Below are 22287 nucleotides of genomic sequence, written 5' to 3' on the forward strand. Positions count from 1 at the left end.
TTATTCTTTGATTTTTTCCCATGCATTGTTTTGGGAAGCGTTGATGGAAAACAGTATTTCGTAGACCCGCTCTTTCTCTTTCTGGGTTCCTTTTCCGCTGTAGATGTTGGCCAGTTCATCACGCTTATAATCGGTCCATATCTGTGGCAACAAGCTTAGTGGTCTGTTTTCGTGACTTTTTTTCAATCCCTCTTCCAATGCTGTCGTGATGTTTGTTCTGCCTCGCTCAACGTTCGTGGCCATTTGGTCTAATCCGTTTCTGTAATAATCGTATTGCAGTTGACGGAAGGGTGACATGGCACTATCCATATAGTCGTTGATGATGGCAAAGCGGTTTCGGCTGTCATCAAATGATTTCCAGCCCGTAAAATTAAGATTCTGCGCATTATTGGTCAGGTTGAGGCATCTTTGCAGTATGTCTTCACCGCCCATGGGGGAGAAAGAGTCCAGATTCAATCCAATGATGAGATAAGCATAATAGGCAATCAAGGCAGTGAGCTGGTTATTGATAGTCTCTTCATTGAATTCGAGTTGGTCGAATTGAGCAAACTCAAAATTAAAGTCGTTGTCTGTATTATTATATAATGTAGTGGTGTAAGCAGAGTTGAACACGGGCCTGTTGGCTTGAATCAATGCCCGACAGGTAAACATGTTCGTGGCTTGATCGTATTTGGTCACCGTAATGTTGAAATTACATGGAATGCGCTCTATGCGTTGGAACTTCAGGTTGGTCCACTGCCTGTCATTGATGAATCTAGTGAGTGTCTGCTCCAGATTCTCAAAAATGCTGGCATCCGTACCTTGTATTTGGTTGTGGTTGATATGGATACGCGCATTCAATTCCTGGCTGTATACCGGCGAATAGACGCCAGCAGCCAAGAAAAGACTGAATATGAGGAGGGATACAAACTTCTTCATCTGTCAAAAAATCAGTGCGCCAATCGTTCTTATTTCTTGTTAAACTCTCGTAAGCGTATACGGGTGAGCACCTGTTTCGTGTTGTTGGTAAAGTCATTGGATAGCATCCAACTGTAATAACCTGGATCTTTTAGAAGAACTTCTGTCACGGCACAACCTTTATATTTACCGAAGTTGAACACTTCTTGTCTCATGGGTGAACCGTCTTCTGTGGTCAACACCTTGCCGTCTGTACCTTTCATGTCTTGCCAAACGATACGGCCAGCAAAATCGACATTATCATTCATCTTGGAGAATTCGGCCAAGTATTTCATGTCGTTGGGCAATGCCCTGTCAGCTTCTTCTTCTGTTTCGGGATTATATTTGTCCAGTTGTCCCATCAGTACCCGATAAGTCACCTCAGCATCTTGGTCAGCTCGATGCGCTTCAAAGTCGTCTTCCATTTTCCGGCCACAATAGAATTTGTAAGCTGCTGCCAGGTTGCGTCGTTCCATCTTGTGAAAGATAGTTTGAGCATCAACCAAATTGCTTTTACTGAAGTCGAAGTCAATGGCTGCTCGCAGGAATTCTTCTGCCAGTATTGGTATGTCAAAGTGATTCGAATTGTAGCCTGCAAAATCACAACCTTTAAATTCTTCGGATAGTTTTTGCGCTAAATCTTGGAATTTGGGTGCATCCGCTACATCTTCGTTGGTAATGCCCGTCAAGGCAGAAACCTCGAGAGGTATTTTCTTTTCAGGGTTGACGAGAATGTTCTCGCGCTCTTCTTTTCCGTCAGGAAATACTTTGATGTAAGATATTTGGATGATACGGTCTTTTACTAAATCAAGCCCTGTCGTCTCAAGGTCAAAAATGATGATAGGCTTTTTTAAATTCAGTTTCATTTTTAAGTGACTTGTCTATGAATAAAATGGAAATATCTACCCGATATCGGAATATATGTTTTTCCACACCGGGTAGATATGCCTTTCCTCATGCGAGTTGCTGTATGTTAGTCATTGAGCAGCATAGGCATGATCAGCATCAGAATGTCTTCGCCTTCTGGTTGTGTCGTCGGAACAATGACACCAGCCCGACTTGGATCAGCCAGTTGTATGGTTATGTCTTCACTTTCAAGGTTGGTGAGAATCTCTGTCAGCGAACTTCCCTTGAAGCCAATGTTCATGGTTTGGCCAGAGTAATCGCAAACGATGCTTTCCTTGGCACTTGTCGCAAAGTCTATGTCTTCTGAAGAGAGCTCCAGTTTACCTGTTTCCAGATGAAGCCGTACCAGTTGGCTGCTTTCACTGGCAAAGGGTAGGATGCGTTTCAAGGCACCCAAGAGGCCCTTGCGATCGACAGTCAGTTGATTGGGATTGTCCTGCGGGATGACAGAGTTGTAGTTAGGGTATCTGCCCTCTATCAATCTGCACGATAATGATCCTCCTGCATAATGTATTTCGGCATTCTTCGTATCAAATTTGATGACAGCATCTCCCTCATCCTTTGTCAAAACGTTTCTGAGCAACATAGCTGGTTTCTTGGGTAAAATGAAAGAAGCCGGTGTTTCACTTTTTAGTGCGAAGTTTTTGTTTCTAACAAGTTTGTGGCCATCGCTTGCCACGATAGCCAAACTGTCGCTCGTCAGATCGAAATATATACCGTTCATGACAGGCCTCAGCTCATCTTGTGCTGTGGCGAAGAGTGAGCGGTTGATGTTGTCATTGAGAATCCCAGCATTCATTGTAATGACAGTTGCGCCATCTGGTATTGCTTGTGATTCAGGATACTCTGCCGCATTTTGGGCTGTGAAGTTGTATACACCATTCTGATACTGTATCTGAATGGTGAAATTGTTCATATCCACTTCAAAAGTCAGCGGTTGCTCTGGCAACTCCTTAACGGCGTCAAGAATGGTGCGGCTGGGCACAGCAAACTTGCTTTCACCATCACATTCATCAAGTTGCAATGATGTTCGCATGACATTTTCACTGTCACTGGCGGTAATGTTCAGCTGTTTATCTTGAATATCGAAGAGAAAACTGTCAAGAATTGGTAATGAATTCTTGCTGTTGATAACCTTTGAAAGTGTTTGTAAGCGACTGTTCAAAGCACTGCTTGATAATGTAAATCTCATTGGTATATTGTTTTAAATGTTTGTCTGTATTTAATAGTTACAAAAATACAAAAAAGCATTGTGTTGGACAAAAAAAGGTACTAAAAGTTTCTTTTTTTAGAAGTATTTTACTAATTTCGCAAAACAGAAGACACACATGTCAGATAATTTATTCAAAAAAACACTATAAATGGAATTACAAGGAAAAGTTATTGCTGAAATGCCTGAAAGAAGTGGAGTGTCAGCAAGAGGAGAATGGAAAGTGAAGGAATATGTCATCGAAACGCACGACCAGTATCCTCGCAAGATGGTCTTCTCTGTTTTTGGTGAAGATCGCTTGCAAAGATTTAATGTTCAGGTAGGACAAGAGGTGTTGGTGTCGTTTGATATCGATGCTCATGAATATAATGGCCGCTGGTTCAACAGTATCCGTGCTTTCGATGTACGTCAGGTTGATCCTGCTACGTACGGTGTGCAGGGAGCGCCGGTGCCACCAGTCAGTGGCAATGACACGGCTGCACAGCAGGCTGCCCCACAGCAAGGTGGAGCACAAGCTCCATTTCCGCCACAGTCTGAAACGGTAGAAGACAATGCCGACGACTTACCATTCTAACGTACAACAGCCAATTGTAAATTACATAAAAAAGAGGATATGTCTATAGATGGACATATCCTCTTTTTTGAGAAACCGCGGTTTTTATATTGTTTGTTGGACTGAAGGTCCATCTGTAAGTGTTTGTGTCAAGAATTACACGTACAAGGAAAGGGCGTTCATCGCGAGATACAATCAGTTGGAACCTGGCTGCAACTTTCTTACTTAATTCACTGAAACTTCACATCAGACTTTTCATCGTGGATGAGTGCATCTTTGTGAACTTGCTTTTGGCTTGCTTTTGGCGAGGTTTTAAATGGAGCTTTTTCTTTTTTATCCACTCTTTCTTCCGCTCCTCATAATCTCTTCTTTTCCGTTCCAGATAATTGTCTGCCATGATTTATTTAAAGTGTGAGTAAATGACAGACAGGGTTTGCTTGTTTGAGCCACCTAAGAGTTTGGTGCCTGATAGTGACATGTCGTGTACTACGTTGGTCAGAATCTGTGTCTGATTGAATGTGTAATAAGACGTGGTCACTGGTATGACAACCAGTTTGTTCCAATTTTCCGACTGTTTACCTGTAGCCTTGTTGCGTGCCATGGCCTTGATGACACTTCCAATGTTGTTGAAGGTATAACCATTGTTGGCCCTGTCGTACGTGGCGAGGAAAGACGTTTTGTAGTCGGCAACTCGTTTATGCTCAAAGAATGTATATAAACTGTCTTTCTGAATCAGCAAGAGTGTCTTCGGAATGTCCAATGCAAACTTGGAGTTAACCTCATTGTTGATTCGTTTCAAATGAATTTTTGCAGCGTTGATTGAATCTTTTTCATGCCCCTTACAGATTTCTTCAACAGGGATTGTAATCTCCGTGAAGATGCCGGCAGGTGATTTCAAGTAAGTGTTGTTCTTGTCACTCACCAACTCGTTAATTGTCTTTCGGTCGTTCACCATGGTTGATGTCTGCAACACCTCTTCGGTACCAGAGAATGAAGCTGTTCCTGTATAGATGCTGTCTTTGTTAGCGAACCTGAAATAAACGTTCAGTTGTGTCCTGAATATGTAGGCCATCGATCCTAATCCACTGACATGTTTGAAGTAGAATCCTGGCACAACATGCTGGGTAAATGTCATGGAATTCTTGAAATATTCAGGATGTTGATAATATTGGTTTAGGATATAGGTTCCGTAGTTCTTATATCTTTTGCCGTTTTTGTCAGTGTATGGCTGGTTCAGCTTGACCTTAATGTGATTCGTGTAGTTTTTGTCCCATCGGGTCTTTTTACTGATTTGTTGGTCTGTCAGTGTGTAAATCTTGTCCACTTGTAACCCATTTGCGCCGATATAACCATTTTCCATGGGGTCAAAATTAGAATAATAGGTGTTAGCTTCGCTCATGGGTTTGCTCATTTCGTATGTAGTTAGCTTCATTGGCGCGAGCGAGTCACCATAGAACTTGTCGTAGTACAGTCTGAGTTCGCATGAATCTGCCACAATCATTCCGTCTTCTTTGTTGACCATTTTGTTTGCATCAGGAAATTGATAGTTTTCCTGAATGTGGAATTGGGTCATGAAGTTGCCTGTGATGTAACCTCCAGTTTCCGGGTCTCTAATCTTTCCCAAATACCCAAGAGTGTTTCTTGACAACACCGAATCAGCTGCGATGGAACGTGTAGAAACCATGAAGGTGTCGGTTGAAATCTGTAGTTTGTCCAATGAGTTGGTCAATGATATGCCCACATTGTCAGTCGTATCGTCACATGCCGTGAACATGAGTGCGGCAAATGCAAGAATTGCAATAAACTTATTTCTCATTTGTGTTTAAGCTGTTATATTTGCTGTAAACGAATCTGTTTGTGTTTCAGGATGTATTTTGTCACTCAAACGAGCTTATTTCTGTAGGACAAGATCATAGAACTCTTGATAGGCCTTCGTGAAATCACTTCCTGGATATTTCAAGAAAGGCAGTTCTTTGTCTGCACAGTACTTCAATAACTTTTCGTTAACGTCAGTGCCAGCCTCGATAATGCCATCACTGTAATCTATGGCCAGTTTGCCCAGTTCAAAGAAGTCGAACTTCTCATTGTATGGCTTGAGTAAATTCAGCTTGGCGTCTTTAAACTGCACGCATCTTTTGAAGTTGGTCCCCAGGTCGGTCTTGAGTTGTGTCTGAAATAGGGATGTGATCACCTTAGTGTTTGCAAACGAAGGTTCGTCTTTATAGGCTGTCTTTATATATAGCGGGATTACGGCTCCCATCCATCCTTGGCAATGAATGATGTCTGGTACCCAACGCAGCTTCTTGACAGTTTCGAGAACACCACGCGCGAAGAAAATTGCGCGCTCGCCGTTGTCAGGATATTCCGTTCCAGATTCATCTACCGTCATTTGCCGCTTTGTGAAATAATCTTCGTTGTCTATGAAGTAAACCTGTATTCTCACTTGTGGAATAGACGCAACCTTAATGAGCAGTGGATGATCGGTGTCATCAATAATCAGGTTCATACCTGAAAGGCGGATTACTTCATGCAGTTGGCCGCGTCTTTCGTTAATGTTTCCCCACTTTGGCATGAATGTTCTGATTTCGCAATCATTTTCCTGCATGGCCTGGGGAAGGTTACGTCCCATGAGCGACATCTCAGTTTCTGGAACGTAAGGTGTCATCTCTTGGTTGATAAATAGAATCTTCTTCGTCATGTCCTTGTTTGGCGTTTACTTGTTTAGTGGTGACAGAATGGCTGTGATATGCAAATCGTCAGTTAGGTAGCTTGTAACAATTGCCCTTTATAGCAGCTTGTAACAATTGCGCTTCATTGCAGCCTACAACATCTGCCCACTGCAAAGATACGAAAAATAATCGAATTACTGGTGATAATTCTCTTAATTCCGTGTCCAAGCCATTGCAATTTGTTATTTTTAAACTTTGAACGTGCCATCTGTCTTTACATTCTCTTTCCGCTTTTCTATGATAAATGCCTGTGCAACATCAATAGGTTGTACAGGCATCTATGGTTAATCCAAACTTGTTTTGTCTTGATGAGAACGCGTGAGTGGTGTGCCCATACGCATTATGGCATCCTGTTGTCCTCTACAACGAGATGCTGTCTGCGTGGTTTTACATCCTCCTGACTCTTGTGTATAGTGCTTCGCGGCCGTTTATTCTATCACCACCAGCGGGGTGTCTTCCATGACGCTTTCCCCTTGTTTGATGCAGATAGCTGTCACCTTGCCATCTTTCTCGGCCTCAATGTTGTTGGCCATCTTCATGGCTTCCAGCACAACAACTGTGTCGCCGGCCTTCACCTCGTCGCCTACATGCACTAAGATGTCGGTGATGACGCCAGGGAGTGGCGCCTTCACGGCATGGTCGGTGTTGACATTAGTGGCCGACAGACTTTCTTCTTCAGGCTCGTTGGCTACTGGTTTGTTCAACACGGGCTTTTTTTCGGGTTCCGGTTCTGCCTCAAGTTCAACATTAAAGTCTTCACCATTGACAATAACCTGTGCGATATTGTCGACGATGTTTCCTATCTCGACTGTATATTCCTTGCCGTCGATAATGTATTTGAATTTTTTCATAATCAGTGTTTCCTTTCTCTTAAATAGGTGAGTGGTTTACTTTGCTCCGCACTATCGTGGCTTCTCCGTGAAAGATATGAATTTAGCGTCCCACATACTCTGCTTGTGCTTGATGGTTATTTTGCCCGATTCGATGTCGTGTACGTTGTTTCCCCTATATTCATAGAGAGCCATTGCGATAGCTGCATAAATGTTCTTATCCATGTCTGTTTTCTTCTACTTAATGTTTCTACATAGGCATGCATCCGTGCTTCTTGGCCGGAAGGCTCTGTCGCTTGTGCGCCAGCTGTGCCAGTCCACGGCAGATGCGGAAGCGTGTGTTGCGAGGTTCGATGACATCGTCTATGTAACCATACTGAGCAGCCTGATAAGGATTGGCAAACAATTCTGTGTATTCTTCTTCCTTTTCGGCTAAGAACGCGCGCACGTCTTCACCAGCCTCTTTCTTTGCTTTCGCTTCTTTCGCACTTAAAACAGCTACGGCACCCGAAGCACCCATCACGGCAATCTCGGCTGTTGGCCATGCAAAGTTGAGGTCAGAACGCAATTGCTTGCATCCCATCACGATGTGACTTCCGCCATAGCTCTTGCGTAGCGTGATAGTAATCTTTGGTACGGTGGCCTCGCCATAGGCGTAGAGCAGCTGTGCGCCATGCAGGATGACGGCATTGTACTCCTGACCGGTGCCAGGAAGGAAGCCTGGAACGTCCACCAGTGAGACGATGGGGATGTTGAAGGCATCGCAGAAGCGAACGAAGCGCGCTCCCTTGCGACTGGCATTGGTGTCGAGCACGCCAGCATAAGCCTGTGGCTGGTTGGCCACGATGCCCACGCTCTGTCCGTTGAAGCGGGCAAAGCCGGTGATGATGTTCTTGGCAAACTTGGGCTGTACCTCAAAGAACTCGCCATTATCCGTAATCTCTGCTATCACCTTATACATATTATAGGCCATGTTTGGGTCGTCGGGCAATAGCTCGTTGAGCAAGTCACTTGTGCGGTCAACTGGGTCGGTGTTCTCCACGCGCGGTGCCTCTTCGGTGTTGTTGGACGGAATATAGGTCAACAACGTCTTGATGAGCTGTATCACCTCTTCGTCGTTTTTGGCCGTGAAGTGTGTCACGCCGCTCTTCGTGGCATGCACGCTGGCACCTCCCAGGTGCTCGGCGTCGATGTCCTCGCCTGTCACCGTCTTGACCACCTTCGGTCCTGTGAGGAACATGTAGCTGGTTCCCTCGGTCATCATGATAAAGTCTGTCAGGGCAGGAGAGTACACCGCACCACCTGCGCAGGGGCCAAGGATGGCAGAAATCTGCGGAACTACGCCACTGGCAAGAATATTTCGTTCGAAAATCTCGCCATAGCCAGCCAAGGCACAAATGCCTTCTTGGATGCGTGCGCCACCCGAATCGTTCATGCAGATGACGGGAGCTCCGTTCTGTATGGCCAGATCCATGATCTTACATATCTTTTCAGCCATTGTCAAGGAGAGCGAACCTCCGTTCACGGTGAAATCCTGTGCGTAAACGTAAACCAAGCGGCCGTCGATGGTGGCACTGCCCGTTACGACACCGTCGCCAAGGTATTGCTTTTTCTCCATGCCGAAGTTGTGGCAGCGGTGCAGCTTAAACATGTCGTATTCTTCGAACGAACCCTCGTCCACGAGCATGTCAATACGCTCACGCGCCGTATATTTTCCACGCGCATGCTGCTTCTCTATCGCTTTCTCGCCACCGCCAAGACGAGCTTGTTCTCTCTTGGCTACCAGCTCTTTAATCTTTTCTACTTGTTTACTCATATTATTATTCAATCTTTTGGTTTCGATATATATGACGTCACAAAGGTAATAATAATTAGTGAAAGGTTGATGGATTGAGGCGTAATTTATGTTATTGTAACACGGCTCTTTCGTTTATAGAAAGTTGTTTGTTGTCAAAAACAATCATTTGCTGTTCAACAACGTATCTTAAACTTAACTTCATCCTTTTAATCTTTATTTTCCTGTTGCTGACGAAATATTTCTTTCTGCATCTCTATCTCGCGTGCCAATTCCTCCTTAGAAGGAAGATAGGTAAGATATTTAGCTTGAAATATTTGGTCGCTGCCATGCAGTACACTATACCTTGCCATATCGTCACTGGTATCTGAGCAGAGCAATAATCCAATGGTGGGGTTGTCCCCCTCTGTTCGTTTCAGAGCATCATACATACGGATATACATATCCATCTGCCCAACATCTTGATGCGAGATCTGTGTGGTTTTGAGATCAACGAGGAAAAAACACTTTAAAATATAATTGTAGAAAACAAGGTCAATATAGAAGTCGCCCATGTCCGTGCGTATGTGCTGTTGTCTTCCTACGAAAGCAAATCCCTTACCCATTTCCATGATAAACTTCTGCAAATGGTTGATGATACTGCCTTCCAGTTCTGACTCTGTAAAGTCTGCATCTGACTGCAAGCCAAGAAACTCTGCCACTACAGGATTTTTGATAAATTCCAACTTATCCTGTTGCATAGGAGCTGTGAGCCTGTGCATCTCGTCAACAACCTTATCTTTATGTGCAGATTGAAGTAGGCGGTTATAATATTGTGAGGCAATATTACGGTGTAAGGTGCGTGTGCTCCACATCTCCCTCAAAGCCTCTTGTTCATACCACCTACGCACAATAGGATCTTCCACCCTTATTAGTTCCCGATAATGCGTCCATGGCAGAATTTTTCTGCTAAGCGGAAATGAATCTTTAGATTTTGTACGCACTGCGTTCACAATCTCAGATTGCCCACTCACGGTGTTGACGTGTCCTAATTGTTGACGCACTGCGTCTACACTTTCGGATTTTGTACGCACTGCGTCCAAAATGTTTGGAAATAGCTTGTAGAAACGTATGTATTGATATAAGCTGCTAAAATTGAACCCCTTGCCATACGCATGGGTTAGTTCTTTAGCAAGTGTGGTTATCACCTGTTTTCCATATTCGGCTCTCTCTTCTCCATCAAGTTTCTCACGTGCAATGCGTTCACCAAGCATCCAATTGCGAAGTGTGAGGGAAACATTGACAGCACGGTATGCTTGCTCACGGGCATCCTCTATAATCGAACAGATGTCCGAATACAGCGAGCTGAAACCTGTTGTGTCTTGTATATGATTGTCCATAATTGTTTAATAATGCAACTCTACAAAATTTTTCTCTCCAAAAACCTCATCGCAAACATTGCGGAGGTTATGTACCTCATTGTCATCAATCGAAATAAATCTCACGTCGTTTTCTGTGAGCAAGTATCTTGCTACTTTCAGTCGGGGATAAATCATGTTCAGCCAATCGTTGTGGAAACGACCGTTGGTGTCGGCATTCTTTTCAAAACTTCAAGTAAATGACCTCAAAACCACTTCGGTCATTGATAGCATTTTGCAGCGATACTCTCTAAAAGTTCACTTGCAAAGATAGACAAAACTTTCGAAAATTTACACTTGCAAATACTCTTATTGTGCGTGGTGACACACGGATTTGTCATTGAAGAAATGATGATTGATGATGAAAAATCATCCTAATTCTTAAGTTTCACCACCATTATCACTTCAATGCAAGAGCTGTGTTATTGGGTAGAGTGGAGGGTGATGAATCACGTCCCTAACGGACGTTTCGTACAAAAATGTCAATTTTTTATCTCAAAAACAGCCCTTAAATCGGCTCTTGAAAAGTTTCAATATAGAAAAAATCGATAGGCAAAGAGGATGCAAATAGGGGATGATGTGGGAAGAAAAAGCGCATTTCAGGGTAAAAGCAATGGTCTTACCAGACAAGTAACATCCTTTTACCGCATTATATGCATGCTATTGGCAGTCAATTACATGCAAATTAGGGGCATGAAAGCATGCTTTTTAACTGAAAAATGGTTGAATTTGGTTACGAATGCGGCTGAATAATTTGTAATATGTTGTGTATCAACGAAGTGCGAAAAACGCTCATGCTTGGCTTATTTGCAAGCAAACCTGTGTTCGTTTGCAAATAAGCCAAGCATGAGAAGATGTGTTGTCAAGAAAATTCACAAAGATAAACCTACATGAAACGATGCGGTTCAATGTAAATGTGAAATGGCAGTCTGGGCTTGGAATCCTGCACCAGACTGCCATCCAATGTTTAAGCCTTGCTCTTGTCGCGCGTTGCCAGGATGAAATAGCTAATCAATAGCAGGTAAGCGGCCAGTGAAAGCAATTCGGACAAGGGGTTGGCAAGCCAGTCGGGATTGATGGGATTGAAGCCCGTAAAGCGCAGCAATGCGCTTAAAACGCCCATCAACGCACCGCCGGCGATGAAGCCGCTGGCCAACAGCGTACCCTTCTCTCCGCGCTGTTTGTTCACTTCATTATTTTTGCTGCGCGTGGTGACAAACCAGTGAATGGCGCCACCGATGAGCAGGGGCGTGTTGAGTTCCAACGGAATGAACATGCCCAATGCAAATGCCAGTGCGGGAATCTTGAGCAAAGTGAGGATGATGGCCAGCAAAGCACCGATGCCATATAAGATCCAAGGTGCACCCGCACCATTCATCAAGGGCTCGATGACGGCTGCCATGGCATTGGCTTGCGGTGCCACCAGATGCCCTTGTTGTGCCGGATCGAAGCCGTAGGTTTGATTGAGCAGCATCATTACGCCGCCCACGGTAGCCGCACTCACCAGGGTTCCCAAGAACTTCCAAGTTTCTTGTTTGGCTGGCGTCGTTCCCAACCAATAGCCAATCTTCAGGTCAGTGACAAACGCACCGGCCATGGAGAGAGCGGTACACACCACGCCTCCCATGATCAAGGCGGCTACCATGCCCTCCGTACCGTTGAGTCCCACGGCTGCCATCACCACGCTGGCCAAGATAAGTGTCATCAAGGTCATGCCCGATACCGGGTTGCTGCCTACGATGGCAATGGCATTGGCTGCCACAGTGGTAAACAAAAAGGCAATAATGGCCACTAAGAGAATGGCAATCAGCGCATGCGTAAAGTTGTGCATCACGCCCAAAAGGAAGAATGCGAAAGTGATAAGAATGGCGGCAATGGAGCCGATGGCAATGACCCGGAACGAGATGTCCCTGCGCGTGCGTATCTCTTCTTTCGTCACCTCACCTTGGCCTTTCATCTCCTTAGCTGCCAGTCCAACGGCACTTTTGATGATACCCCAGCTCTTGATGATGCCAATGATGCCCGCCATGGCAATGCCACCGATACCGATGCTCTTGCCGTAGGTGGTGAAAATCAGCTCGGGAGACATCTCGCCCACCGTCATGGTGAGGTTGGTGCCACCGATGTTTAAGATGGTGTCGCCAAACAACAGCGATAGTCCTGGCACGATGAGCCACCAAACGGCGAACGAACCCATACAGATAATAAAGGTATATTTCAGTCCGATGATGTAGCCAAGACCCATTACGGCTGCGCCGGTGTTTACCTTGAAGACCAGTTTTGCCTGATCGGCCAGCTGCTGACCCAAGCCGAAAACGCGGGTGGTGAAGTTCTCGTTCCACCATCCAAAGGTGGCTACGATGAAGTCATAAAGCCCACCAACCAGTCCGGCCATAAGCAATGGCTTGGCTTGCGATCCGCCTTTGGCACCGCTCACGAGCACTTGCGTGGTGGCAGTAGCTTCGGGGAATGGATATTTGCCGTGCATGTCGCTCACGAAATATTTGCGGAAAGGAATCAGAAATAGAATGCCAATGACTCCTCCGAGTGCCGAACTCATGAAGATTTTCATGAACGATGCGCTCATTTCGGGATACTTAGCTTGAAGAATGTAAATGGCAGGCAGGGTGAAGATGGCTCCAGCCACCACTGCACCCGAGCAGGCTCCGATGCTCTGTATAATCACATTTTCACCAAGTGCCTTGTTTCGCTTGGCGGCTGTTGATACGCCTACGGCGATGATGGCAATGGGGATGGCGGCCTCAAACACCTGTCCTACCTTCAAACCCAGATAGGCTGCGGCGGCCGAAAACAACATCGCCATGAGGATGCCCCATGTCACTGACCACGCATTGACCTCGGGGTAGGTTTGGTTTGCGTGCATGATAGGTTGATACTCTTCTCCTTCTTTCAGTTTCCTGAAAGCATTTTCAGGTAATTGCACAGACTCTTTTTGCTTGTCTTCCATAAGTAATATTTGTGTTTTTGCTGACAAAGATATACTAAATCAATAAGATAGCAAAACGAATTGTAAGATTTTATTCCACTTTGTCATGATTGCTGTAGAGTGGTGTGGAATGTAAAAAGATGAACGCCGATGGGCGATAGTTGAACTATTTTTTATACATTTGCATTCCCAAGTTGGTAAAACAATAAAATACTTCAACCATGGCCACTACCAAAAACAAGCGTCCGGCACCGATAGATAACTCTTATGCACATGTTCAGCCACAAGCAACTGATGTAGAACGAGTTGTTCTGGGGGCACTGATGATAGACAAAGACGCTTTTTCCATCATTTCCGAGATTCTTCGTCCTGAGTCATTCTACGAGCCAAGGCACCAGAAGATTTTCCATGCCATCCAGTCGTTGACGATGGAGGAGAAACCGGTTGACATCATCACCGTGACCGATCAGCTGAAAAGAGAGGGAACTTTGGAGGAGATAGGTGGTGCTGCCTATGTGGTGGAGCTTAGTGCACAGGTCGCGTCATCAGCCAACATTGAGTATCATGCCAAAATACTTTCGCAGAAATCGCTGGCTCGTCAGTTGATTTCTTATGCCAGTGTTATCGAAACCAAGGCGTTTGATGAGTCACAGGATATAGATGAATTGATGCAAGAAGCCGAAAGTGACCTCTTCACGTTGTCGCAAACCAACATGAAGAAGGACTATACGCAAATTGATCCTGTGATAGCTCAAGCAACGGAAATACTGCAAAAGGCATCTGCTAACACAGGTGATTTAACGGGAATACCTTCTGGATATACCAAATTGGATGGCATTACAAGTGGCTGGCAAAAGTCTGACTTGGTGATTATTGCGGGTCGTCCGGCCATGGGAAAAACGTCGTTTGCACTCTCTATTGCTAAGAATATCGCTGTAGATCATCAAGTTCCTATTGCATTCTTCTCATTGGAGATGAACAATGTACAATTGGTAAACCGCTTGATATCCAATACTTGTGAGATTGCGGGTAACAAGATTCTGAGTGGACAATTGACTGCTGATGAATGGAAACGTTTTGATACGAAAGTGAGAAACCTAATGGGTACACCTATTTATATAGATGACACGCCAGGACTGAGTATCTTTGAACTTAGAACCAAGGCACGTAGACTGGTAAGAGAGAAAGGCGTGCAGATTATCATGATAGACTACTTACAGCTGATGAATGCCAATGGCATGCGGTTTGGCAACCGTCAGGAGGAGGTTTCTACCATCTCCCGCTCGCTGAAAGGACTGGCCAAAGAGCTGGATATTCCAGTGCTGGCTTTGTCACAGTTGAGCCGTAACGTGGAGAATCGTGACGGGTTGGAGGGAAAACGACCACAGTTGAGTGACCTTCGTGAGTCGGGTGCTATCGAACAGGATGCCGACTTGGTGCTGTTTGTGCACAGACCGGAGTATTATCGGTTGTATGAAGACAACAATGGGGTGGACTTACGAGGTAAAGCTCAAATCATCATAGCCAAGCATCGTAAAGGTGCAACGGGCGATGTGCTGCTAAATTTTCGTGGCGAGTATACGCGTTTCGAGAACTTGGACGAAGGTTATTCGATGCCAATTCCAGAAGGTGGGGAGTTTATGGAGTCGCGTCTTAATGGAGGTTTCCCACCCCCAGAGTCCACACCTTTAGGAGATTTGCCTCCAGCAGAATCTGTTCCGTTTTGATGAATGGGCACTTTTCTCAATGAATACGATAGAGATTTTGGTATAAAATAGTGAAAAAGCGACTGTTATGAGGGATTTTATCAGCATGTTGAGATGTACTTTAGATGCTTTTTCTTTCAGGGAAAAGGCGTGCATCTTGTCTGTTTCAGTGCTTTCTTTCTTGTCTCTTTTGCCTTTAAACTGCTTTGCACAACAGCGTGAAGCGTTGCGTGATAGTTTGAAGAAGGCCACCGAAGCCTTGGAATATCATCCTGACAGTGTGGACTTGCGGTTGAAAAAAGCTGCGTGGAATTTACAATTAGAGCAGTGGCAGTATGCTAAAGACGAGTATGATAGGGTGCTAAGTAAGGATCAGCACAACATCGCTGCCTTGTATTATCGGGCTTTCGCCAATCAAAAATTGAGGAGATATAATTTTGCCCGACTTGATTATGAGCATCTGTTGCAAAGAGTTCCCGGACATTTTTCTGCGCTCTTAGGTCTGGCTTTGCTCAATCAGAAGGACAAACACCATACGGAAGCACTTAATCAGATTAACCTGTTGGTGAGTCAGCATGTCGACAGTGCGGTGGCTTATGCCGCTCGTGCGGGAATTGAAGTAGAGCAGGGGATGCTTGAGTTGGGCGAATACGATTATTCAGAGGCCATCAAACGAGATCAGAATAATACCGATTATCTGCTGAACAGAGCCGAACTGCGCATCCAATTGGGCAAGACTGAAAAGGCAAGAGAAGACCTTGACCGCCTTGTGTCATTAGGTGTTCCGCGCCCAGCTCTCAGGAATTGGTATAGAAGACTGAAACAATGATTTTGAAAACACCACGCCCTAACAATCGTATACCCTTGTTCTGTATCATTTAAGGCATGGCCGTGTCGGTGCTATTTCACGTCAAGCGGGAACAAACCATACAGTCGGTCGTCAATCATATCTGTTATCTCCTTGAAATCTTGTGGGTTTTCTTTGAAATGAAGACGGTCGCCATCAACAATCATGAGGTTCCCTTTGTACGTGCTAATCCAGTTTTCGTAGAGTGTGTTGAGCCCCTGTAAGTAGTCTATTCGGATGGATTTCTCAAATTCGCGCCCACGTTTTTGGATATGAGAAACCAGGTTTGGAATCCCTGAACGAATGTAAATCAAGAGATCTGGCAACTTCACGAGCGACATCATGAGGTTGAAAAGGTCTGTATAGTTGTCAAAGTCGCGGTCGCTCATCATACCCATGCTGTGCAAGTTGGGTGCGAAGATGCAGGCATCTTCAAAGATGGTGCGGTCTTGAATGATGGTGTCGTTACTCTTGCTGATGGCAACAACGTCTCTAAACCGCTTGTTGAGAAAGTAGATTTGCAAGTTGAACGACCATCGTGTCATGTCGTCATAGAAATCATCCAGATACGGATTGTTGTCTACTGGTTCAAATTGTGGTATCCAATTATATCGTTTGGCAAGCATGGTAGTGAGGGTTGTCTTGCCGCTTCCTATGTTTCCAGCTATGGCTATGTGCATGATGAATGTGTTTTTGTTGTGTGAATAGAGTGATTGTTGATATGTTGAAAAGACGTTGCGTTGTCGTTACAGATTGCCAAAGAGGCCGAACAGTTGCGCGTCTATCTTGTCGATGATTTCTGAAAAGTCTTTCGGATTGTGCTCAAAGTCAAGAGCATCCGCCTCAATGATGAGCTTTTTTCCTTGGTATTTATTGAGGATAAAATCTTCGTAACGTTCGTTCAGGTTGGTGAGATACTCCAGTGGGATGACCTGTTCGTAGTCTCTTCCGCGCTTTTGGATGTGCCCAACCAGGTTGGGAACTGACGAACGGAGGTAAATCATGAGGTCAGGAAGCTTGACAGCCATCATCATAGCCTCGAATAGTTCCATGTAAGTATTGAAATCTCTGTCAGACAAATGACCCATATCTCGGTTGTTGGCGGCAAAAACATATACCCCTTCGTATATCGAACGGTCTTGTACGATGGTTTCTTTTGATTGAGCTATATCTAGTAAGTCGTGAAATCGTTGTTTCAAGAAGTAGACCTCAAGGTTGAAAGCCCATCGTTCAATGGATCGATAGTAATCGTCCAAATATGGATTGATGTCCACCGATTCCAATTTAGGTGTCCAACCATAATGTTTAACCAACATGTTTGTGAGGGTTGTCTTGCCGCTTCCGATGTTTCCTGCGATGACTATGTGCACGGTTTTTGTCTTACTAAGAGTTGATGACCAAGCAGAATGAGCCGTGCGTATTCTTTCTATTAGATTCAAATATGCAAAGCCGTTCTGCATTTTGCCTGCAAAGTTAGCCCAAACAGTGCATACTTCAAAATATATTAGTTGGTTTTTCTTGGCCTTCGTTCATCTTGACTTTCTTTTTTAGGAAGAAGTCGTCAGCTGTTCGTATGCGATGTTTTTCTCCTTCCGTTTAATGTGTTATAATGTTTGACGAAAGGTTATTTAAATCTAATTACCCGCATTTGTTATTACATTCGCGCATGCAATTGAAATGAAAATCCTATATTTGTGTCATACAGAATGATTCATCAAAAACATAAAAATATGAAAGGACAAGTTTTATCTGCGGCACTCATCGCCTTCAGTATTGTCGTATTAGGATTTGCGATTAAGGGCGGTATCGATAACTTTGTGAACAAAGACCACAAGGTAACGGTAAAGGGATTGTCGGAAAAAGAGGTTGAGGCGGACAAAGTGACATGGCCCATCTTATCAAAAGAAATCGGAAACGACCTGCCACAGCTGTATAAGAACATAGCCAACACACAGGCAACCATCAAAAATTTCTTGCTGAGCAATGGTATTTCTGAAAGTGAAATCAGCGTTAACGCACCTTCCGTGATTGACATGAATGCCAACCAATATTCCAATAATGAGTCGCGTTATCGCTACAACATCACCTCATCGATAACCGTAACCTCGAAGAAAGTGAAGTTGGTGAGAAGCATTATCGCCAAGCAAGGCAGTTTGCTGAAGGAAGGAGTGGCCATTGTTGATGGTGGATACGAGAATCCTGTGAAATACGAGTATGTGTCTTTCGCAGCCATGAAGCCGAAGATGATGAAGGAAGCCATTGATAATGCTGAGAAAACCGCTAAGCAGTTTGCCGAAAACAGTCGCAGCAAATTGAATAAGATTATTAGTGCTGATCAAGGACAGTTCTCCATTGAAAACCGTGACTCCAACACTCCTTACATCAAAAAAGTAAGAGTGGTGACCACCATTACCTATTCTTTGAAAGATTAACCGCCGTTGAACGTCACATTAGATGATTGATGGTGTGAGCAACTTTTGCTGGCTTTGTGGGTGAAAGGATAAACAAACAACGGATGGTTCATTGTGAAACATCCGTTGTTGTCTTCAGGTAGGTGTATAAAGATAATTGACCTACCCACTTGATTCTTGTGTGTAAACGAAGAATGTCGCTTATTTGTTCTTCAGCAAGTCACGAATCTCGGTCAAGAGTTTCTCTTCTGTTGTTGGCTCAGGTTTTACTGATGCAGGTTCTTCTTCATTTTTCTTGGTAATCTTCATGACAGCTTTGACGAGCAAGAATACACAGAAGGCGATAATCAAGAAATCTACAGTTTGCTGAATAAAGTTGCCATAGTTCAACGTTACGGCTTCCATGGTCTTACCATCTTCTGAGAGTTTCTCACCCAGTTTGATACTCAAGTCTTTAAAGTTGACACCGCCAAGCAGAAAACCAATAGGAGGCATGATGATATCGTTCACGAGGGATGTAACAATTTTGCCAAAAGCACCTCCAACGATTACACCGACAGCCATGTCAACTACATTGCCACGCATGGCAAATGCTTTGAACTCATTTAAAAACTTCTTCATAATAATCTTTTGTTATTGTAATGATTGATATTTTGTCATGTAGACTTGTCATTGTTCTTTTACAATAATCATATTTTGTAAAGTTATCGAATAACAAGGCTTTTTTATATTATTTAATACATGAATCACATGCAAATATAGAAAATAAATTGTAACTTTGCATACAAATAAAGGATAATTGTTACTTGATGTTCGTTTTTTTTCGTTGTTTCATGACACGATGAGAGATTCTGTCATCAGGAAGGCAATCAATTCTATGACTTATAATTTAACCCTTTAATAAATAAACTAAAAGTAAAATGATTAAAATTGGTATTAACGGATTTGGCCGTATCGGTCGTTTCGTTTTCCGTGCTTCTTTGGAAGAAGCTAATGCAAAAGACGTAGTAGTTGTAGGTATTAACGACCTTTGCCCTGTAGATTACTTGGCATACATGCTGAAATATGACACCATGCACGGTCAGTTCGATGGTACAATCGAGTATGACGTTGAGAAGTCTGAACTGATTGTGAACGGTAATAAGATTCGTGTGACCGCAGAACGCAACCCTGCTGACTTGAAGTGGGATGAGATTGGAGCAGAATATGTAGTAGAGTCTACAGGTTTGTTCTTGACAAAAGAGAAATCACAGGCTCACATCCAGGCTGGTGCCAAATATGTTGTGATGTCAGCTCCCTCTAAGGATGACACTCCAATGTTTGTTTGCGGTGTAAACCTTGACAAGTATCAGAAGGGTACACAGTTTGTATCTAACGCTTCTTGCACCACCAACTGCTTGGCTCCTATCGCTAAGGTGTTGAACGACAAGTTCGGTATCAAAGACGGTTTGATGACCACTGTACACTCTACCACCGCTACACAGAAGACTGTTGATGGTCCTTCTATGAAGGATTGGCGTGGTGGTCGTGCCGCTTCTGGCAACATCATTCCTTCTTCAACAGGTGCTGCAAAGGCTGTAGGTAAGGTGATTCCTGAGTTGAACGGCAAACTGACAGGTATGTCTATGCGTGTGCCTACTTTGGATGTTTCTGTTGTTGACTTGACCGTAAACTTGGCAAAGCCAGCTACATACGAGGAAATCTGCAAGGCTATGAAGGACGCTTCTGAGGGTGAACTGAAGGGTATTCTTGGTTACACCGATGAGGCTGTTGTTTCTTCTGACTTCTTGGGCGATCCACGTACCTCTATCTTCGACGCTAAGGCAGGTATCGCGTTGACAGACACCTTCGTAAAGGTTGTATCTTGGTACGATAACGAAATTGGTTACTCACACAAGGTTGTTGAGTTGATCAAGCACATGGCAAAGGTTAATGGCTAATCAAAATTAGTCGTTTAACGATAAATAAGCCGTTCGAGATAGCTCGAACGGCTTTTTTTTAGTATATTTGTCGCGTGAAGATGTTAACAATCTTAGGTCCAACGGCCAGTGGGAAAACGGCATTTGCAGCCCATCTTGCAGCCGATATCGGTGCTGAAATCATTAGTGCCGACAGCCGTCAGGTGTATCGAGGGATGGATATCGGTACTGGCAAAGACCTCTCTGACTATGTCGTTCACAAGCAAATTCCCTATCATTTGATTGACATTGTAGATGCTGGAGAGAAGTACAATCTGTTCCGGTATCAGCAAGATTTTCATGCAGCATACGAGGATATTATTTCCAGAGGCATCATTCCCATCCTCTGTGGCGGTACCGGTCTGTACATAGAAGCCGTGTTGAAAGGTTATGCGCTGTCGCCCGTTCCTCAGAATGAGCAGTTGAGACAGCAGCTAAGCGACAAGTCGTTGGCCGAGTTGACGGATATATTGATTGATTTGAAGCATAAAAACCATTCGGTGATGCACAATCAATCTGACGTGGATACAGCGCAGCGCGCCATCAGGGCCATTGAGATTGAAAGCCATCTTTTGCAGCATCCCATGCCCGATCGCGCACTGCCACCCATTGACACATGCATTATTGGAATGCGCATTGACAGGGAAGAACGACGAAAAAAGATTACCGACCGACTGAAGCATCGATTGGAAAACGGCATGATCGAGGAGATTAAAGGACTGTTGGCAGCAGGTATACCGCCTGAAAACCTGATCTATTATGGTCTGGAATATAAGTATGTGACTGAGTATGTCATTGGAAAAACTACTTACGACGAGATGTTTAAGCAACTCGAAATCGCCATCCATCAGTTTGCTAAGCGGCAAATGACTTGGTTTAGGGGGATGGAACGGCGGGGCTTCGTCATCCATTGGATTGACGCGATGCTGCCCATGGAAGAAAAAATAACAAGAACGAAAGAGATATATGGCTATTGACAACAAACGGTGGGGAATTGTTTACTGCCCCAAGAGCAACGCTTTAAGACCCCAAAAATATTGGGAGCGCATCGAGAGAAGCCTGCAAGCCAATGAGGTGGAGTACGACTATGTGCAAAGCGAGAATTCCGCAAGCGTGGGTCGCTTGGTCAAGATGTTCATCAATACAGGCTATAAGACGATTGTCATCGTAGGTGGCGACTCGGCTCTCAATGACACCATCAACTGTATGATGCAGGCTGATTCGGAACTGCGTGGACAGATTTCCTTGGGACTCATTCCCAATGGACTGATGAACGACTTTGCCCATTTCTGGAATATGCGGGAAGGTGAGGAGGAGCGAATCATCAAAGCGCTGAAAAAACACCGTGTCAAGAAACTGGATTTGGGTTGCATGCGGTATACTAATAAAAACGGTGAGGCGTGCAGGCGCTATTTCTTGAATTGTGTGAACATAGGCTTCATCGCAGCCATCATGAACCTGCGCCGCAAAACACGCCGCTTATTTGGGTCCCGAACCCTGTCGTTCTTTTTTTCTTTCGCCTTGTTAATCTTCCAACGACTGGATTATAAAATGCATCTCAAGATTAATACTGATATCATTAAGCGTAAGGTAATGACGGTGTGCGTGGGCAATTCGCTGGGGTATGGCCAAACGCCAAATGCCGTTCCCTACAACGGTCAGTTGGATGTTTCTTTGGTCTACCATCCCGAAATGACCCAGCTTTTCGAAGGTATCTACTTGTTCTTGCGGGGTAAGTTCCTCAATCACAAGAGCGTACACCCTTATCGTACTAAAAAAGTGGAAGTGTTTGCGGCAGAACATGCCATGGTGGGTATTGATGGCCGACTGATGAAGACGCCAGTTGGAAAATTCACATTGTCGATAGAACCAGAAGTCATCAATTTCTTGTTGCCCGACTAATCTTTTCCCTTCTTTTTGCTGTCGCGATTCAAGTCCTTTGCGTTTCAGTTCCAAACCCATTGAGTTTGGCCTCTAAACCCATTGAGTTTGGCCTCTAAACGCATTGACTTTAACCTCCAAACCCATTGAGTTTTGTTTATCAGCGATCACAGGTCTGGTT

The 22287-nt window shown here is 44.4% G+C and carries 20 protein-coding genes and 1 pseudogene; 7 read left to right on the forward strand and 14 right to left on the reverse strand.

The window, feature by feature from the left end; all coding sequences use genetic code 11:
• From HMPREF1254_RS00595 to dnaN, 3 genes are all read right to left on the reverse strand, one after another.
• A complete protein-coding gene (locus tag HMPREF1254_RS00595) occupies nt 1-918 on the reverse strand; it encodes a type IX secretion system protein PorD (protein ID WP_023056635.1) in 918 nt (305 codons plus the stop codon).
• Between the two features lie 29 nt (nt 919-947).
• The gene (locus HMPREF1254_RS00600; protein ID WP_023056708.1) at nt 948-1802 is read right to left on the reverse strand and encodes a 3'-5' exonuclease; all 855 of its coding nucleotides are present in this window, start codon (nt 1800-1802) and stop codon (nt 948-950) included.
• Nucleotides 1803-1909: 107 nt separating this feature from the next.
• Nucleotides 1910-3034 (reverse strand): DNA polymerase III subunit beta, encoded by a 1125-nt coding sequence (gene dnaN, locus HMPREF1254_RS00605; RefSeq protein WP_023056698.1) that lies wholly within the window; start codon nt 3032-3034, stop codon nt 1910-1912.
• Nucleotides 3035-3203: 169 nt separating this feature from the next.
• On the opposite strand from dnaN, the gene HMPREF1254_RS00610 reads away from it, so the two are divergent.
• Complete coding sequence (locus HMPREF1254_RS00610) at nt 3204-3626, forward strand: DUF3127 domain-containing protein (RefSeq protein WP_023056722.1); 423 nt, start codon at nt 3204-3206, stop codon at nt 3624-3626.
• Between the two features lie 379 nt (nt 3627-4005).
• Here the strand turns inward: HMPREF1254_RS00610 and HMPREF1254_RS00615 are convergent, their stop codons facing one another.
• From HMPREF1254_RS00615 to HMPREF1254_RS00645, 8 genes and pseudogenes are all read right to left on the reverse strand, one after another.
• Nucleotides 4006-5421: a DUF4270 domain-containing protein gene (locus HMPREF1254_RS00615; protein ID WP_023056638.1), complete on the reverse strand. Its 1416-nt coding sequence runs from the start codon at nt 5419-5421 to the stop codon at nt 4006-4008.
• 75 nt (nt 5422-5496) lie between these two features.
• Entirely contained in the window at nt 5497-6303 is an 807-nt protein-coding gene (locus HMPREF1254_RS00620) for a glycogen/starch synthase (RefSeq protein ID WP_023056642.1), read from the reverse strand.
• A 459-nt stretch (nt 6304-6762) separates the two neighbouring features.
• The gene (locus tag HMPREF1254_RS00625) at nt 6763-7185 is read right to left on the reverse strand and encodes a biotin/lipoyl-containing protein (RefSeq protein WP_023056745.1); all 423 of its coding nucleotides are present in this window, start codon (nt 7183-7185) and stop codon (nt 6763-6765) included.
• A gap of 51 nt (nt 7186-7236) precedes the next feature.
• Nucleotides 7237-7389 carry a hypothetical protein gene (locus tag HMPREF1254_RS12115; RefSeq protein ID WP_023056666.1) on the reverse strand — a complete coding sequence of 51 codons (153 nt, stop codon included), beginning with the start codon at nt 7387-7389 and terminating at the stop codon, nt 7237-7239.
• A 25-nt stretch (nt 7390-7414) separates the two neighbouring features.
• Nucleotides 7415-8980, reverse strand: a complete 1566-nt coding sequence (locus HMPREF1254_RS00630; protein ID WP_036878404.1) for an acyl-CoA carboxylase subunit beta — start codon at nt 8978-8980, stop codon at nt 7415-7417.
• A gap of 188 nt (nt 8981-9168) precedes the next feature.
• Nucleotides 9169-10338 (reverse strand): PDDEXK nuclease domain-containing protein, encoded by a 1170-nt coding sequence (locus HMPREF1254_RS00635; RefSeq protein ID WP_023056697.1) that lies wholly within the window; start codon nt 10336-10338, stop codon nt 9169-9171.
• Between the two features lie 21 nt (nt 10339-10359).
• Nucleotides 10360-10545: pseudogene (locus HMPREF1254_RS11545) on the reverse strand (DNA methyltransferase); the annotation flags it as partial.
• Nucleotides 10546-11323: 778 nt separating this feature from the next.
• A complete protein-coding gene (locus tag HMPREF1254_RS00645) occupies nt 11324-13324 on the reverse strand; it encodes an OPT family oligopeptide transporter (protein ID WP_023056660.1) in 2001 nt (666 codons plus the stop codon).
• A 200-nt stretch (nt 13325-13524) separates the two neighbouring features.
• Between HMPREF1254_RS00645 and dnaB the strand changes: the two genes are divergently transcribed.
• Both dnaB and HMPREF1254_RS00655 read left to right on the forward strand, forming a co-directional pair.
• Nucleotides 13525-15030: a replicative DNA helicase gene (gene dnaB / locus HMPREF1254_RS00650; protein ID WP_023056701.1), complete on the forward strand. Its 1506-nt coding sequence runs from the start codon at nt 13525-13527 to the stop codon at nt 15028-15030.
• A gap of 67 nt (nt 15031-15097) precedes the next feature.
• Entirely contained in the window at nt 15098-15838 is a 741-nt protein-coding gene (locus HMPREF1254_RS00655; RefSeq protein ID WP_023056690.1) for a tetratricopeptide repeat protein, read from the forward strand.
• A 71-nt stretch (nt 15839-15909) separates the two neighbouring features.
• On the opposite strand, the gene HMPREF1254_RS00660 is transcribed toward HMPREF1254_RS00655, so the two are convergent.
• Both HMPREF1254_RS00660 and HMPREF1254_RS00665 read right to left on the reverse strand, forming a co-directional pair.
• Nucleotides 15910-16536, reverse strand: a complete 627-nt coding sequence (locus tag HMPREF1254_RS00660; protein WP_023056703.1) for a deoxynucleoside kinase — start codon at nt 16534-16536, stop codon at nt 15910-15912.
• A 66-nt stretch (nt 16537-16602) separates the two neighbouring features.
• Nucleotides 16603-17226, reverse strand: a complete 624-nt coding sequence (locus HMPREF1254_RS00665; RefSeq protein ID WP_023056658.1) for a deoxynucleoside kinase — start codon at nt 17224-17226, stop codon at nt 16603-16605.
• A gap of 360 nt (nt 17227-17586) precedes the next feature.
• Here HMPREF1254_RS00665 and HMPREF1254_RS00670 point away from each other — a divergent pair, with 360 nt between their 5' ends.
• Complete coding sequence (locus tag HMPREF1254_RS00670; protein WP_023056667.1) at nt 17587-18288, forward strand: SIMPL domain-containing protein; 702 nt, start codon at nt 17587-17589, stop codon at nt 18286-18288.
• 180 nt (nt 18289-18468) lie between these two features.
• Here the strand turns inward: HMPREF1254_RS00670 and mscL are convergent, their stop codons facing one another.
• Nucleotides 18469-18888: a large-conductance mechanosensitive channel protein MscL gene (gene mscL / locus HMPREF1254_RS00675; RefSeq protein WP_023056659.1), complete on the reverse strand. Its 420-nt coding sequence runs from the start codon at nt 18886-18888 to the stop codon at nt 18469-18471.
• Nucleotides 18889-19187: 299 nt separating this feature from the next.
• On the opposite strand from mscL, the gene gap reads away from it, so the two are divergent.
• The 3 genes from gap (at nt 19188) to HMPREF1254_RS00690 (ending at nt 22127) form a co-directional block, all read left to right on the forward strand.
• The gene (gene gap / locus HMPREF1254_RS00680) at nt 19188-20207 is read left to right on the forward strand and encodes a type I glyceraldehyde-3-phosphate dehydrogenase (protein ID WP_023056631.1); all 1020 of its coding nucleotides are present in this window, start codon (nt 19188-19190) and stop codon (nt 20205-20207) included.
• An 80-nt stretch (nt 20208-20287) separates the two neighbouring features.
• Entirely contained in the window at nt 20288-21202 is a 915-nt protein-coding gene (gene miaA, locus HMPREF1254_RS00685) for a tRNA (adenosine(37)-N6)-dimethylallyltransferase MiaA (protein ID WP_036878396.1), read from the forward strand.
• A complete protein-coding gene (locus tag HMPREF1254_RS00690) occupies nt 21192-22127 on the forward strand; it encodes a diacylglycerol/lipid kinase family protein (protein WP_023056646.1) in 936 nt (311 codons plus the stop codon). The genes miaA and HMPREF1254_RS00690 overlap by 11 nt, the downstream gene beginning before the upstream one ends.
• Nucleotides 22128-22287 lie beyond the last annotated feature (160 nt).

This window comes from Prevotella sp. BV3P1 (assembly GCF_000479005.1).
Taxonomy (GTDB): Bacteria; Bacteroidota; Bacteroidia; order Bacteroidales; family Bacteroidaceae; genus Prevotella.

Excerpts from the sequence above, each read along its gene's own strand:
- mscL (WP_023056659.1), bottom strand. The coding sequence starts at position 18,888 with ATGAAGAAGTTTTTAAATGAGTTCAAAGCATTTGCCATGCGTGGCAAT.
- dnaN (WP_023056698.1), bottom strand. The coding sequence starts at position 3,034 with ATGAGATTTACATTATCAAGCAGTGCTTTGAACAGTCGCTTACAAACA.
- gap (WP_023056631.1), top strand. The coding sequence starts at position 19,188 with ATGATTAAAATTGGTATTAACGGATTTGGCCGTATCGGTCGTTTCGTT.
- HMPREF1254_RS00615 (WP_023056638.1), bottom strand. The coding sequence starts at position 5,421 with ATGAGAAATAAGTTTATTGCAATTCTTGCATTTGCCGCACTCATGTTC.
- HMPREF1254_RS00645 (WP_023056660.1), bottom strand. The coding sequence starts at position 13,324 with ATGGAAGACAAGCAAAAAGAGTCTGTGCAATTACCTGAAAATGCTTTC.
- HMPREF1254_RS00620 (WP_023056642.1), bottom strand. The coding sequence starts at position 6,303 with ATGACGAAGAAGATTCTATTTATCAACCAAGAGATGACACCTTACGTT.
- HMPREF1254_RS00600 (WP_023056708.1), bottom strand. The coding sequence starts at position 1,802 with ATGAAACTGAATTTAAAAAAGCCTATCATCATTTTTGACCTTGAGACG.
- dnaB (WP_023056701.1), top strand. The coding sequence starts at position 13,525 with ATGGCCACTACCAAAAACAAGCGTCCGGCACCGATAGATAACTCTTAT.
- HMPREF1254_RS00595 (WP_023056635.1), bottom strand. The coding sequence starts at position 918 with ATGAAGAAGTTTGTATCCCTCCTCATATTCAGTCTTTTCTTGGCTGCT.
- HMPREF1254_RS00625 (WP_023056745.1), bottom strand. The coding sequence starts at position 7,185 with ATGAAAAAATTCAAATACATTATCGACGGCAAGGAATATACAGTCGAG.
- HMPREF1254_RS00630 (WP_036878404.1), bottom strand. The coding sequence starts at position 8,980 with ATGAGTAAACAAGTAGAAAAGATTAAAGAGCTGGTAGCCAAGAGAGAA.
- HMPREF1254_RS12115 (WP_023056666.1), bottom strand. The coding sequence starts at position 7,389 with ATGGATAAGAACATTTATGCAGCTATCGCAATGGCTCTCTATGAATAT.
- HMPREF1254_RS00690 (WP_023056646.1), top strand. The coding sequence starts at position 21,192 with ATGGCTATTGACAACAAACGGTGGGGAATTGTTTACTGCCCCAAGAGC.
- HMPREF1254_RS00635 (WP_023056697.1), bottom strand. The coding sequence starts at position 10,338 with ATGGACAATCATATACAAGACACAACAGGTTTCAGCTCGCTGTATTCG.
- HMPREF1254_RS00655 (WP_023056690.1), top strand. The coding sequence starts at position 15,098 with ATGAGGGATTTTATCAGCATGTTGAGATGTACTTTAGATGCTTTTTCT.
- HMPREF1254_RS00660 (WP_023056703.1), bottom strand. The coding sequence starts at position 16,536 with ATGCACATAGCCATAGCTGGAAACATAGGAAGCGGCAAGACAACCCTC.
- HMPREF1254_RS00670 (WP_023056667.1), top strand. The coding sequence starts at position 17,587 with ATGAAAGGACAAGTTTTATCTGCGGCACTCATCGCCTTCAGTATTGTC.
- HMPREF1254_RS00610 (WP_023056722.1), top strand. The coding sequence starts at position 3,204 with ATGGAATTACAAGGAAAAGTTATTGCTGAAATGCCTGAAAGAAGTGGA.
- miaA (WP_036878396.1), top strand. The coding sequence starts at position 20,288 with ATGTTAACAATCTTAGGTCCAACGGCCAGTGGGAAAACGGCATTTGCA.